This is a genomic window from Paractinoplanes rhizophilus (genome assembly GCF_042664765.1).
Lineage (GTDB): Bacteria > Actinomycetota > Actinomycetes > Mycobacteriales > Micromonosporaceae > Actinoplanes > Actinoplanes rhizophilus.
The window spans coordinates 259655-272947 of record NZ_JBHTBJ010000004.1; the positions used below are offsets into that span (position 1 = coordinate 259655).

Genomic DNA, 13293 nt, shown 5'->3' on the forward strand with positions numbered 1-13293 from the left:
TCGCTCCAAAGAGGGCCGCTCCCGGGAGGATGCGTGACGCTACGTGGCCGGCTGACCGCCGCCTTCCTGGTGGTTGTCCTCGGTCCGGTCCTGCTCGGGTCCATCTTCGTCGCGCTCACTGTGTCCACCGTGAGCCGGGATCGGGCGGCCGAGCGACTCGACTATGCCGTGACCACCGTGCGCACCGGAATCTCCGCCATCTGCCGGCAGCTTCAGGCCGCGGCGGACGCGGTCGCGGTGGTGCCCGCCGACGAACGATCGGCGGTGGCCCGCCAGCTGGTCGCGCGCGGTCTGGCCAGCGACATCCAGATATTTCCCGGCGGGTCCGGCGCGCAGTCCAAACCTGCCCGGGCCGACGACTGCGCCGCGCCGACCGGCACGAACACCTCCGCCATCGTCGCCATCGCCACCGTCGACACCCAGCAGATCACCGCGGCGCAGACGGTCGACGAGGCCTTCCTCGCCCGGCTCGCCGCCGCCGGCGGGGCTCGCGTCACCATCGGCAGCCATCCCGAGGCCGGCGGGCGCGAGCTGAGCGTGGGGCCGGGCCAGCCGCTGCCGCTCACGCTCACCGTCGCCCGGACCAAACCCCTTTCCCTGTACGCCGTGCTGCTCGCCGTCGTGATCGCGGCCGGATTCGCGGCGATGGTGGTCGCGCGCTGGCTGGCCCGCACCACCACCCGGCCGCTCGGCGATCTCGCCTGGGCCGCCGACCAGGTGGCCGGCGGTGACCTGGACACCCGGGTGCCGATCGTGCGGCCCGACGAGCTCGGCCGGCTGGCCGCCACGTTCAACCGGATGACGCGCGAGCTGCAGGCGTACGTGCAGGCGCTCACCGCCAGCCGCGACCAGCTCCGCGGCCACTTGGCGATCCTCGGCGAGACCCTGTCCAGCACCCACGACGTCGACCGGATCCTCCAGGTGATCCTGCGGACCGCGCTGGCGGCCACCGGCGCGCGCTCGGGGCTCGTCCTGCTGCTCGACCCGGCCGGCGGCCACCTGGTGGCGCGCTGTGCGATCGGGCTGACCGGCGCCTGGGACCTGCCCGACGACAAGCTGGCGACGATGCGGCTCCCGGTCGGCTCGGGCGTCCTGGGCGGGGTCGCGGCGGCCGGCGAGTCGCGGCGGGGGCACGGGGAGATCGCGTCCACCGAGCCGCCGTGCCGCACCTACGTGGCGGTGCCGATCCGCGCCCCGGCCGCCGTCGACGAGGCGCTGCCGCCGGCCGAGCCGATACCCGCCACGCTCGGGGTGCTCGCCCTCTACGACCGGGTCGGCGGGGACGACTTCGACGATGCCGACCTGCGCACGCTGCGCACCTTCGCCGGGCAGGCCGGGGTTGCGGTGCACAACGTGCGGGTACACGAGGAGGCGCAGCGGCTCTCGCTCACCGACCCGCTCACCGGCCTGTGGAATTACCGTTATCTGCGGGAATCGTTGCGCCGGGAGGTGGAGCGGGCCAGCCGGTTCGGCCGCACGCTGGCGGTGCTGGTGCTCGACCTCGACCACTTCAAGGAGGTCAACGACACGTACGGGCACGCGGCCGGCGACGCGGTGCTGGGCGAGTTCGCCCGCCGCATCCGGATCGGGCTGCGTGAAGTGGACGTGGCGTTCCGCCAGGGTGGGGAGGAGTTCGTGGTGCTGCTGCCGGAGACCGACGCGTACGGCGGGGCGATCGTGGCCGAGCGGCTGGGCGCCGTGGTGCGCGACCGGCCGGTGCCGATCGACGGGCGCGGCACGGTCCCGGTCACGGTCTCGATCGGGGTGGCGGTCTTCCCCGAGCACGGGTCCGACGCGCAGCGGGTGCTCCGGGCGGCCGACGACGCCCTGTACGCGGCGAAGAGCGCCGGGCGCGACACCTACCGGCTCGCCGACCCTTCGGCGGGCGGGCCGTCCGGCGGCCCGCAGCCGCCGTCGGCCGGTGCGCCGAAGCCGTCCCCGCCCGGCGCGTCGCGGCCACCGCTGGGCGTGCCGACCGGCGGGCCGCAACCGCCCCGCCAGGCACATGGCCGCTAGTCTCACGGCATACCAGGGCACGATCTGAGCGAAGGTACGGTGACCTCGATGACCCCGAACGCGCATGCGACCGGCCGCCGGGCGGTCAAGGCCGTCATTCCCGCGGCCGGTCTGGCCACCCGGTTCCTGCCGGCGACCAAGGCGGTGCCCAAGGAGCTGTTACCGGTCGTCGACCGGCCCGTCCTGCAGTACATCGTGGAGGAGGCGGCGGCCGCCGGCATCAACGACGTGCTGCTGGTGACCGGCCGGGGCAAGACCTCCATGGTGGACCACTTCGATCGCCGTCCCGACGTCGAGCAGCGCCTCGAGGAGAAAGGCGACCTCGAGCGGCTGGCGGCGGTGCGCCGCACCAGCGAGCTCGCCGACATCTACACCTGCCGCCAGGGCGAGCCGCTCGGCCTCGGCCACGCGGTCGGCACCGCCGCCTCGCACGTCGGCGACAACCCGTTCGCGGTGCTGCTCGGCGACGAGTTCGTCGAGGAGGACAAGCCACTGCTGCCGGCGATGCTCGACCTCCAGGCGCGGACCGGCGGGATCGTGCTGGCCTTCATGGAGGTCAAGCCGGAGGAGACGTCGCGCTACGGCATCGCCTCGGTGGCGCCCTCCTCGCTCGGGGAGGACATCGTCGAGGTCACCGGTCTCGTGGAGAAGCCCGCGCCCGAGGAGGCGCCGTCGAACCTGGCCGTGCTGGGCCGCTATGTCCTGCCCGGCTCGATCTTCGAGGCGATCGCCAACACCAAGCCCGGCAGCGGCGGCGAGATCCAGCTCACCGACGCGATGCACCAGCTCCTGCAGGACGGCGTGCCGGTGCACGGCATCGTCTACCGCGGTTACCGATACGACACCGGCATGCCGCTGGGATACCTTCAAGCCGTGGTGATGCTGGCCAGCAAGCGCGCCGACCTCGGCGAGGAATTCCGCGCCTGGCTCGGCGAGTTCGTCGCCGGCGGTGCGAAGGGATGACCGCGACGGCCGATGCCGAGGCGGCCGCCAACGAGCTGATGCCTCTCGCCGAATACCTGGGCAGCGTGCTGCGCAGGTTGCGGGCGCTGCCTCCGCTCGACCTCGACCTCACCCAGGCGCACGGCAACGTCCTCGCCGGCGACGTGCTCGCGCCGCATCCGTACCCCGCCTTCGACCAGGCCGCGATCGACGGATACGCGGCCCGGTGGGAAGATCTCGCGTCGGCCGGCCGGGTCGGCTCGCACCCGTCCTTCGGCAGGTTCGAGGGCGGGCCGCGGCCGGTCCGGCTCAACGTCGTCGGCGATCTCGGCGCGGCCAGCTGGCGTCCGGTGCGGCTCACCCCGGGCACCTGCTTCTCGGTGGCCGCCGGGGCGCCGTTGCCGATCGGCGCCGACGTGGTGGTGCCGGTGCACTGGACCGACCAGGGCATGGCCGCGGTCGAGATCCTGCACGCCCCCAAGCGGGGTTCCGGCGTCCGGCGTACGGGTGAGGAGCTGGCCGCCGGTCAGCTGCTCGCCTCGGCCGGCGCCTACGTCACCCCGGCCATGGTGGCCACCTTCGCCGCCTCCGGGATCGGGCACGTGATCGTGCGGCCGAGCCCCCGGGTCGTGGTCGTGGCGACCGGCGACGAGCTCGTCGACGTGGGCCGGCCCAGCCAGCCCGGGCAGGTGGTCGACGCCAACTCGCACGCGCTCACCGCCGCCGCGGTCGAGGCCGGCGCGCTCGCGTACCGGATCGGCATCTGCGACGACGACCCCGAGGGCCTGCGCGGCCTGCTGGAAGACCAGACCCTGCGGGCCGATCTGATCATCACGACCGGGGGCACCGGCACCGGCCCCGGCGACATGCTGCGCCGCGTCCTCTCCCGCCGCGACCCTGGCCGCGGCGCCGTCGAGTTCACCGACGTGGCCCTCTGCCCCGGCGCGACCCTCGGCTTCGGCACCGTCGGCGGCGAGGAGGTGCCGGTCGTCTGCCTGCCCGGCGAGCCCGGCGCCGCGCTGATCGGCTTCGAGGTGCTCGCCCGCCCGGTCATCCAGCTCCTCGCCGGCGCCGAGCCGGTGTTCCGCCGCAGCGTCAAGGCCCACCTGTTGGAAACCGTCTCGTCGCCCGGCGGCCTGCGGGAGTTTCGCCCGGCCCACGTGGCCGAGCGGCGCGGTGGCGGCTACACGGTGCAGCCGCTCGCCGGTGGGCCGTACACTCTCTCCGGCCTGGCCGAGGCCAACGGACTGCTGGTGCTCGGCGAGCGGGTCACCACGGCGGCCGCCGGCTCTACCGTGGATGTGTTGCTGCTCGACCGGAGGCGATGATGCTCGGATCCACGCCCGGATGGCCTGCCGTCCTGGCTGATGGGCCCGTGCTGCTGCGCCCCTACAAGCGGAGCGACGCGCGCGCCTGGTCCGAGGTGCGCATCGCCAACAAGGCGTGGCTGGCGCCGTGGGAGTCGTCGCCGCCCGGCCCGTGGGCCGAGATGAATTCCACCCGCGCCTACGCGTACGTCTATCAGGACATGAAGCGGGCCGCCCGGCGCGGCGACAGCATGCCGTTCGCCGTCTGCTTCGAGGACCGGCTGGTCGGGCACATCAATCTCGGCAACATCGTGCGGCGGGCGTTCAGTTCGGCGTACGCGGGCTACTGGGTCGACGCCCGGGTCGCCGGCCGCGGCGTCATCCCCACCGCGCTCGCGCTCGCCGTCGACCACGCGTTCGGGCCCGGCGGGCTGCACCGCATCGAGGTCAACATCCGCCCCGAGAACCGGCCCTCCCGGCGCGTGGTGGAGAAGCTCGGCTTCCGCGAGGAGGCCTACCACCAGCGCTACATGCACATCGACGGGGCCTGGCGTGACCACCTCGGATATGCCTTGACCAGCGAGGAGGTGGCCGCCGAGGGCGGTCTCCTGGCGCGCTGGCGACGCGTACGTGCTTGAATCCTTCTCTTCTTCGCAGCGTGACGCGCCCGGCGCGGCGCGCGCATTCCCGCAGCTCGCGCCCGTAGCCTCGGGGAGATTGGGTCTTGCGGTCCGCCGGTATTGCCGCTAAGCGGACCGCCGTAGCTGACGGGAGGGGTGAGGGTGCCGACCTCGGTGCTCCTCGCCGTCCTCGCCGCGGCCGGGCTGCTCGCCCTCGCGCCGGCGCTCGTGCGCCGGTACGACGCCACCGAGCGCCTGGCCGCGGAGCGGGCGTCGTCGACGGCGCGGGTGCTGCAGCGCCGCCGCCGTCGCCGTACCGTGCCCGGACGCCGACCGATCAACCCCGCCCGGGCCGTGACGGTTACGGTCCCCGCCCCGAGTTCCGCCCGTTCGGAAGACCCGCCACCGCGACGACTGCGGCTGGTCACCGCCCGGCGGCCGGCGCGCCGCGTCCCGGTCCGGCGGCACACGCCGGCGGTGGTCCGGCGCCGCCGGGTCTTCGCGGCGCTGCTGCTGCTCAACGTGATCGAGCTGGTGGGGGTGCTGACGGTCGGGCCAGGCTTCTGGATCGGGTTCGCGGTGACCGGGTCGCTGCTGGGCCTCTATCTGGTGCATCTGCGCAACCGGGCGCTGGCCGACCGGCGCCGGCGGCGGATCGAGGCCCGGGAGGCCGCGTGGCTGGCCGCCCGGCAGGCCGAGGTGCGCCGGGAACAGGCGCGGCGGGCGGCGGCGAGGCGGGAGGCCCAGCGGCGGCTGGCGGCCCAGCGGGAGGCCGTGCGGCGGACGGCGATGGGGCTCGACCGGGATCCGTCCGAGCTGCCGGCGGCGTCGGTTTCCTACCGGCGGGCGGGTGGATTGCGCGGCCGGGCGTACGAGGCGGGGGGAGGGGGCCGGTTCGCGGGCTGAGCCCGTGACCTGTTAGCCTTGCTGCGGTTCGACGGACCTAGTTCGTCGAGGGGCTGTGGCGCAGACTGGTAGCGCACCTCGTTCGCATCGAGGGGGTCAGGGGTTCAAATCCCCTCAGCTCCACGAGTGTTTGGGTGGTCCCTGCTCGCTGAGACGCGCGAGCCGGGGCCACTCGTTATATCTGCTCCGGGGGCCGAGCCCCCGGACGCCCCGCGTTGCGGTGGCTGAGCTTGGTCGGCTGGCTTGCGCGCCGCCCGGGGCTGAGTCCCCGAAGAATCCCCGTCGCGGTGGCTGGGCATGGCCGGCCGTTGCACGCGTCCGAGGCTGAGTCACCGAATACCCCGCGTTGCGGTGGCTGGGTGGTGGCTTGGCTTCGCGCGGTGCGCATCGCCATCGATGGTCCCTTGGGCGTGGGGTGGCGGCTACAGTGCCGGGCATGACGGAGATCGGGGCGGGATGGCAACCGGTTGGTGGGGGTGCTGCGGTGTGGTTTGAGGCGCCTTCGTTGGTTGCGGGGGCCGCGCTCGCCGGGCGGGTGGGGGAGCTGTCGGGCGAGGTTGCGGTTGACGTGCGGGCATCGGGGGTGCGGGTTCGTCTTGGCGCGGGCGAGCATGCCGCGGCGGTGTCGGCGGCGGCGCGAGAGCTCGAAATGGTGGCGAATCCTGCGGGGCTGCAGCAGGTGAGCGTTGTGTTCGAAGCCGCGGATCCGGCCGGGGTGAGGCGGTTCTGGCAGCGCGTGTTCGACTATGTGCCGGGGGCGGACGGCGGTCTGGCGGATCCGTTGCGGCGCGACCCGGCGATCCGGATCCGGCAAGCGGCCGAGGCGCGGCCGTTGCGGAACCGCATTCACCTCGATGTGGTGCGGCCGGCCGCGGCGGTCGAGCGGGCGGGCCTTGGCGAGGGCGCGGGACCGTACGGGGTGTGTCACGCCGACCCGGACGGCAACGAGGTCGACCTGGTGCCGGGCGACGCGCTCGGGGAGAAGCCGGGGACGGACGACTGGCAGGCGGTGTTCAGCGCGATGGCGTGTTACCGCGTCGGCTCGGCGGCGCGGCAGCGCGAGCTGGCGACCGCGGCGGCGGGGCTGGCGCACGACGCGGGCTTTCCGCTGCTGGTCGACCTGCGCCCGGGGCTCGTGATCATCGACAGCGGCAAGGACCAGTGGGAGGGCGACGCGCACGGGCTCGGGCTTGACTTCGCCGACCTTGCCGGAAACATCCAGACCGCCGCGCGTGAACTGGGGGCTACCGCGGATCCGGGGCTGCCGCGTTTTACGCAGCTCTTCCTCGACGCCGCCGACGTCGACGCGGTCCGCGCGTTCTGGGTCGCCGCCCTCGGATACACCGAGGATCGGCGGGACGGGGTCAGCGACATCTACGATCCGCGGCGGCTGAACCCGGTGCTGGTGTTCCAGGAGATCGACGCTTCGGAGACGGCACGGCGCCGGCAGCGCAACCGCATCCACTTCGAGCTCGCGGTGCCGGCGGATCTGGCGCAGACGCGCCTCGCCGCGGCCGTCGCGGCCGGTGGCCGGCTCCTTGCCGAGTCGGGGAACCGCTGGCAGGTCGCCGACCCGGAAGGCAACGAAATGGTGATCGTGGGCGGGGCATGAGGTCGGCGGGGTCGGTGGTCAGGCCGCGCTCGCCTCGGGCTTTGACTCCAGCGGCAGGCGGGTGGCGCGGGCCACGAAGCTGATCGCGTGGTACCAGCCGCAGAGCAGCAGCAGGTCGATGAGCTGGGGCTCGTCGAAGGACTTGGCCAGCCTGGCCCACAAGCCGTCGTCGATGTCGCTGGTGTCGTGCAGCGCGTCGACGGCCTCGATCAGGAGGCGCTCGGTGTCGTCGGTCCAGCAGGCGTCCGTGGCGGATCCGTCTGCCAGGGAACGCTGCTGGTCGGGGGTGAGGGCGACCCGGGCGCCGAACATCTGGACGTGGACGGACCACTCGTACTCGCAGCCGCAGCGGGCGCAGGTGCGGTCGATGACGATCTCGCGCTGGCGCATGGTCAGGGTGAGGTCGCGGCCCAGCTCGTAGCGGCCCCAGCCGTGCGTGGCGCGGGCCATCGGCAGGTTGCGGGCGAAGAGGCGGAACAGGGCGATCGGCGGCACGCCGGGCGGCATCATGGCGGCCAGCAGGGTGGCGGCCTCTTCCGGGTACGGCGGCTGGAGCGGGGCGATGCGCGACATGAGGCCCTCCCGTTTCGGATTTAGAAACAGACGGTAGTGTTTCTGAAAACGAAACGCAAGGAGGGTGGCATGCCGGTTCCGCGTCCGGGACGGCCGGTCCGTGGCTCGACCACCGGGCGGCCGATCATGGCGGCGATGGATCTGCTGGGGCGGCGGTGGGCGCTGCGGTTGATCTGGGAGCTGCGGGACGGGCCCGTGGGGGCGCGGGCCTTGTTGGGGCGCTGCGAGGGGCTGTCGTCGAGCGTGCTCTACCAGCGGCTGGGGGAGCTGACCGAGAGCGGGCTCGCGTCGAGCGGTGCGGGCGGGTATGAGCTGACGCCGCTCGGGGCGGATCTCGGGCGGGCGCTCGGGCCGCTCGACGAATGGGCACGGCGCTGGGCCGACGCGCGTGGCGATTGAGAACTGCGGACGGGTGCGTGCGAGGGCCACGGCGGGCGTGACGGGGTGCGCGGCGCAATGGGGTAGCGGGCGTGAGGGGGGCGCGAGGGCGCGGTGGGGTGGTGGGCGCGGACTACGCGGGGGTGAGGGAGCGGTCGGCGACCGGCCAGCCCAGCAGGGTGCGCAGCTCCTCGGGGCCGGCCAGCTCGTCGGCGCCCAACTCGGCTCGGGCGATCTGGTGGGCGGCGGTCATGTCGGGGTCGTAGCCGTACACCTCGGGCCACTGCCGGCGGAGCCGGGGCTCGCCGCCGAAGGTGGGGTCGGCGTTGTCGAGGACCATCGGGTCGCCGTAGACCGCGCCCTGGCAGCCGGCCAGCACGCCGTACCAGATGGCGCTGCACAGCCGGTTGGAGACGACGCGGCGGTGCCGGCGCAGCTCGGCGAGCTGGCGCACCAGGAACTCGCGGTCGTGGTCGCGCCACCAGAAGCCGCGGTAGCCGTGGCAGATGACCCGGAAGCCGGCCTTCTCGTACAGCCGGCGGATGGCCTTGACCCGGTGCTCGTTCCAATACAGACAGACCGTGACCGGGCCGGTCTCGTGGGCCTGGAGCTCGGCGATGAGGCGGCGGTGGTCGCCCATCACCTGCTGACCCTCCCAGCCATGGAACGGGTAGAAGATCGTGCCCTCGCGCTCCTCCTCGGCGGGAGCGGTGGCCTTCGCCATCTCGAGCAGGTATGCGAAGGGGGAGCCGACCACCACCGCGTCGCGCCGGCCCTGGGACCAGGCGCGGCGGCGGACCTGCTCGGACCAGACCAGCAGCCGGCTGCCCTCGACGAACGGCACGCCGGGGGCGAGGCCGTCGCCGATGTTCCACCCGTGCTGGAGGTAGCCCTGGATCCGCGGCGGGTGCATCGGCTCGGGCAGCGCGCAGTACCGGGCCAGCACGTGGGCGTGGCCGTAGTAGTAGTTCGCGTGATGCATGCCCTCACCGACCCCGGGACTGCGCCGGAAAACCGGCCGGAATACGTTGGTTCCGGCGCTGAATCGTAGCGCGGCGCCGCGGCCGGTCCGGCGCGTGCGGCCACGTGGAACAGCGGATGAACGGGAAGTGTGGCCCATGAGAAGACGGCAGCGCGGCGACTATTCGCAGTCGGCGCTGGTGCTCGGAACGGCCCAGCTCGGCGGCGCGTACGGGATAGCCAACCGCACCGGCGTGCCCGATCTCGCCGCCCGCGAGCGCCTCCTGGCCACCGCCCGCGAGCTCGGCGTCACGCATCTCGATACGGCCCGCGCGTACGGCGAGAGCGAACGCCGCATCGGCGCGATCGATCACGGCCTCTCGGTGATCACCAAGGTGGCGCCGGGCGGGGACGTACGCGCGAGCGTCGACGCCAGCCGGGCCGCCCTGCGCGCCACCGGGCCGCTGACGATCCTGCTGCACCGCGCGGCCGACGCCGATGCGAGCTGGGCCGAGCTGCGCGGGTGCCTGGAGACCGGGGAGGCCGATCGGGTCGGCGTCTCCGTCCAGTCGCCGGACGAGCTGCGACGGGTGCTCGACCTGCCCGGCCTCGGGTACGTCCAACTGCCCTGCAACATCCTCGACCGGCGCTGGCTGGAGGTGGATCTCGCGGCCCGGCCCGACCTCGTGGTGACCGTGCGGAGCGCGTACCTCCAAGGTCTGCTCGTGGCCGGCACCGCCGTGACCTGGCCGCATCTGCCGGATGCCGATCGCGACGGCATCGTCGCGACGCTGGACAAGCTCGCGGCCGAATTCGGCCGCGACGGGCGCGCCGACCTGTGTCTCGCCTACCTGTTCTCGCTGCCCTGGGTGACCTCGCTGGTGATCGGCGCCGAGACCGAGGCGCAGCTGCGCGCCAACGCCGAGCTGGCCGACCGTTCGCCGCTCACCGCCGGCCAGCGCGACCAGGTGCTGGCGGCCCTGCCCGAGGTGCCGGTGGAGCTGCTCGACCCGAGCCGGTGGTCGAATTGATCACCCCGGACGACCTCTTCGGCCTCGACGGCAAGGTCGCCGTCGTGACCGGCGCGACCGGACGGCTCGGCCGGGTGATGGCCGAGGCCCTGGCCGGCGCCGGTGCCACCGTCTGGCTGGTCGGCCGCAATCAGGACAAGCTGGACGCGCTGGCGAAGGATCTGACCGCGAAGGCCATCCGGTGCGACGTGACGGTGGACGAGGACGTCGCCGCGCTCGGGGCCAGAATTCGCGACGAGGACGGCCGCCTCGACGTGCTCGTGCACAACGCGCACGTCGGCAAGGCCGGCTCGCTGCGTACCGCGACACCGGCCGACTACCTCGAGGCCGCCGACCTGGCATTGGCGGCCTTCCAGCGGCTGCTCGACCAGACCCGTGACCTGCTGGTCGCCGCCGCCCCGCACGGCTCGCCGTCGGTGATCGCCGTCGCCTCCATGTACGGGCTGGTCAGCCCCCGAGCGCACCTCTACGACAGGCCTGAGGGCGGCAACCCACCCTTCTACGGCGCGGTCAAGGCCGGCCTGATCCAGCTCGCCCGGTATGCCGCGGCCGAGCTGGGCCCGGCCGGCGTACGGGTGAACTGCCTGACCCCGGGCGCCTTCCCGGGCGGGGGCGGCGACCCGGGGCTGATCGCCCGGCTCGGCCGGCAGACTCCGCTCGGCCGGGTCGGCGACCCGGCCGAGATCGCCACCTCGGTGCTCTATCTCGCCTCGCCCCGCAGCAGCTACGTCACCGGGGCGAACGTCGTGGTCGACGGCGGGTGGACGGCCTGGTGAGGGCTCACAGACCCTAGGCCAACCCGGCCACCGTGCAGGTCATCGACGCGTCGGCGTTGGTGGTGAGGAGCGTGCTCTGCTCCACGTGCTCGGTGTCGCCCCCGCCGATGTCGCGCACCAGGGCGGTGTCGGTGTCCAGCAGCTTGCCGGCGCCGTTGCGGTACTCGATGCGGATGGTCGCTGTCTGGGTGTCCGAGCTGCGGTTATGCACCTCGAGGCCGACAGTGGCGACGCTGCCGCTGGCGCTGCACTTGGTCACCTTGGCGTCGAAGCCGCTCCCCGAGGAGCGACCGAACAGGTAATACGCGCCGAAGCCGAGGACCAGCACCACGACGGCGATGAGCACCGCGTACGTGGCGGAGAAGCCCGACCGCTGAGGTGGCGGCGGGATCTCCCGCGGGGTCGGCGGCGGTGCCTGCTGCCAATCCGACGGAGAGGGAGCCGGCTCCCACTCGGGCCGCACCGGAAGCTGCGGCGGCGAAACGGGTTGCGCCGCCGGCGACCAGCTCGGCTGCTGCCACGAAGGTTGCTGCGGTTGCTGTGGAGCGTTCCAGGCGGGCGGCTGCCCGCCCGCATGCCGAGGCCCCGGCTCATCGGCAGGAGGCCAACGGTCGGGCGAGGGAGGATATCCCTGCGGGGGATTCGCGTAAGACATCGAGCGTCCTTGCACGATGGTGTGGGGGCGATCACAGAGTGGTCTGAAATTTGATCGACGTCGAGGGTCGGACCAGATACTCGGATGATCGTCAAGGGAAACTGGATGATCGGATGAATTCACCCAGCGTAACAAAGGTGAGCGTCACTATATCGGGCGCATAGCTCAGACGTTTCTGTTCCCCAAACCCCGAAAAATGCTACTTTAGGGTGGTATCTCTGGAGCAAGTCTTCGGAGGTGTCCCATGCAAGCTCCCCTGCCCGACAACGAAATCGACCGGCTGGCCGCTCTCTACGCGCTCGACATCCTCGACAGCGCGCCCGAGCAGGACTTCGACGACATCGTTGCGCTCGCCGCGAAGGTGTGCGGCACCCCGGTAGCCCTGGTCACCCTGGTCGACACCGACCGCCAGTGGTTCAAGGCACGGGTCGGCACCGATCTCACCGAGACCTCCCGCGACCTCTCCTTCTGCGCGCACGCGATCCTCGGCCGCGACCTGCTGGTCGTCCCGGACACGGCCAAGGACGCCCGCTTCTCGGACAACCCCTCGGTGGACATGGACGGCGGCATCCGGTTCTACGCCGGCGCGCCATTGATCACCACCGACGGGTACGCGCTGGGCACGCTCTGCGTGATGGACAAGAACCCGCGCAACCTCGACATGGAGCAGCAGCAGGCGCTCCGCGCGCTGGCCCGGCAGGTCACCTCCCAGATGGAGCTGCGCCGGCACGCGATCGCCCTGGCCAACACCACGGCCCGGCTGCAGGAGCTGGAGCGGCGCAAGGACGACCTCGCCGGGCTGGTCGGCGGCGAGCTGCGGGCGCCGCTACGGCTGATCTCGGCCTATCTCGACAAGCTCGGCAGCACCGGCTTCCACGACGCGGAGATGGCCGAGCTGGTCGGGCGGGCGACCGCCGGGCACATCCGCGGCTTCCTCGACCTGCTGCAGCACCTGACCACGATGGCCGAGGCCGGCCTCGGCAGCGAGAGCCTGCACATGCGGCAGATCGACCTGACCCGGATCACCCAGCGCGCGGTGGAGTCGGTGCGGCCGATCGCGGCGACCAAGCAGATCTGGATCCTCAATCAGGCCGGCGGGCCGGCGCTGCCGATCATCGCCGATCCGGTACGCCTCGAGCAGGTGCTCACCCACCTGCTGTTCGCGGCCGTGAAGTACACGCCGTCCGGTGGCCGGGTACGGGTCGGCACCGAGATCGAGTCGGGCCCGACCGTACGCGTCGACGACATGGACATGCCGCACGGCCTGCGGCCCGACCTGTTCCCGCACCTGTACTACGGCGCGATCGCGAACCCGTCGGAGATTCCGGGCCCGGACCGCGGCCTCGCGGTGGCCAAGAAGATCCTCGACGCGCACCACGCCACGGTGGCGCTCTCCGACCGGCCGGGCGACGGCACCTCGCTGCACGTCGTGTTCCCGTTCGCCGAGGCGACCTCGGCCGAGCGGATCGCCGATCTCCTCGCGGCCTGACCGACGCCCGCACCCGCCCGGCTGCAGT

13 protein-coding genes and 1 tRNA gene are annotated in these 13293 nt (G+C 72.9%); 11 read left to right on the plus strand and 3 right to left on the minus strand.

Annotation, left to right across the window (positions count from 1 at the left end; translation table 11 throughout):
* Positions 1-33 precede the first annotated feature (33 nt).
* The 7 genes from ACFQS1_RS08775 to ACFQS1_RS08805 all read left to right on the plus strand — a co-directional run bounded on the left by ACFQS1_RS08775 (position 34) and on the right by ACFQS1_RS08805 (position 7403).
* Positions 34-2016 carry a diguanylate cyclase gene (locus ACFQS1_RS08775; RefSeq protein WP_378965696.1) on the plus strand — a complete coding sequence of 661 codons (1983 nt, stop codon included), beginning with the start codon at positions 34-36 and terminating at the stop codon, positions 2014-2016.
* A 48-nt stretch (positions 2017-2064) separates the two neighbouring features.
* Complete coding sequence (locus ACFQS1_RS08780; RefSeq protein ID WP_378965697.1) at positions 2065-2979, plus strand: UTP--glucose-1-phosphate uridylyltransferase; 915 nt, start codon at positions 2065-2067, stop codon at positions 2977-2979.
* On the plus strand, positions 2976-4286 hold the full coding sequence (locus ACFQS1_RS08785; protein WP_378965698.1) for a molybdopterin molybdotransferase MoeA: 1311 nt from the start codon (positions 2976-2978) through the stop codon (positions 4284-4286). The genes ACFQS1_RS08780 and ACFQS1_RS08785 overlap by 4 nt, the downstream gene beginning before the upstream one ends.
* Positions 4283-4903, plus strand: coding sequence for a GNAT family N-acetyltransferase (locus ACFQS1_RS08790; protein ID WP_378965699.1), 621 nt, complete (start codon positions 4283-4285; stop codon positions 4901-4903). Before ACFQS1_RS08785 ends, ACFQS1_RS08790 begins: the two co-directional genes overlap by 4 nt.
* A 144-nt stretch (positions 4904-5047) precedes the next feature.
* Positions 5048-5791 (plus strand): divisome protein SepX/GlpR, encoded by a 744-nt coding sequence (gene sepX / locus ACFQS1_RS08795; RefSeq protein ID WP_378965700.1) that lies wholly within the window; start codon positions 5048-5050, stop codon positions 5789-5791.
* A 49-nt stretch (positions 5792-5840) separates the two neighbouring features.
* A tRNA-Ala gene (locus tag ACFQS1_RS08800) sits at positions 5841-5914 on the plus strand.
* A 313-nt stretch (positions 5915-6227) separates the two neighbouring features.
* Positions 6228-7403: a VOC family protein gene (locus ACFQS1_RS08805; RefSeq protein ID WP_378965701.1), complete on the plus strand. Its 1176-nt coding sequence runs from the start codon at positions 6228-6230 to the stop codon at positions 7401-7403.
* An 18-nt stretch (positions 7404-7421) separates the two neighbouring features.
* Here the strand turns inward: ACFQS1_RS08805 and ACFQS1_RS08810 are convergent, their stop codons facing one another.
* Positions 7422-7976, minus strand: coding sequence for a carboxymuconolactone decarboxylase family protein (locus ACFQS1_RS08810; protein ID WP_378965702.1), 555 nt, complete (start codon positions 7974-7976; stop codon positions 7422-7424).
* Positions 7977-8045: 69 nt separating this feature from the next.
* On the opposite strand from ACFQS1_RS08810, the gene ACFQS1_RS08815 reads away from it, so the two are divergent.
* Positions 8046-8375 (plus strand): winged helix-turn-helix transcriptional regulator, encoded by a 330-nt coding sequence (locus ACFQS1_RS08815; protein WP_378965703.1) that lies wholly within the window; start codon positions 8046-8048, stop codon positions 8373-8375.
* A 112-nt stretch (positions 8376-8487) separates the two neighbouring features.
* On the opposite strand, the gene ACFQS1_RS08820 is transcribed toward ACFQS1_RS08815, so the two are convergent.
* A complete protein-coding gene (locus ACFQS1_RS08820; RefSeq protein WP_378965704.1) occupies positions 8488-9336 on the minus strand; it encodes a hypothetical protein in 849 nt (282 codons plus the stop codon).
* A gap of 136 nt (positions 9337-9472) precedes the next feature.
* Here ACFQS1_RS08820 and ACFQS1_RS08825 point away from each other — a divergent pair, with 136 nt between their 5' ends.
* The gene (locus tag ACFQS1_RS08825) at positions 9473-10345 is read left to right on the plus strand and encodes an aldo/keto reductase (protein ID WP_378965705.1); all 873 of its coding nucleotides are present in this window, start codon (positions 9473-9475) and stop codon (positions 10343-10345) included.
* A complete protein-coding gene (locus tag ACFQS1_RS08830; RefSeq protein WP_378965706.1) occupies positions 10333-11121 on the plus strand; it encodes an SDR family NAD(P)-dependent oxidoreductase in 789 nt (262 codons plus the stop codon). Before ACFQS1_RS08825 ends, ACFQS1_RS08830 begins: the two co-directional genes overlap by 13 nt.
* A gap of 13 nt (positions 11122-11134) precedes the next feature.
* On the opposite strand, the gene ACFQS1_RS08835 is transcribed toward ACFQS1_RS08830, so the two are convergent.
* Positions 11135-11584: a hypothetical protein gene (locus ACFQS1_RS08835; protein ID WP_378965707.1), complete on the minus strand. Its 450-nt coding sequence runs from the start codon at positions 11582-11584 to the stop codon at positions 11135-11137.
* A gap of 436 nt (positions 11585-12020) precedes the next feature.
* On the opposite strand from ACFQS1_RS08835, the gene ACFQS1_RS08840 reads away from it, so the two are divergent.
* Positions 12021-13265, plus strand: a complete 1245-nt coding sequence (locus ACFQS1_RS08840) for a GAF domain-containing sensor histidine kinase (RefSeq protein WP_378965708.1) — start codon at positions 12021-12023, stop codon at positions 13263-13265.
* Positions 13266-13293: the final 28 nt, after the last annotated feature.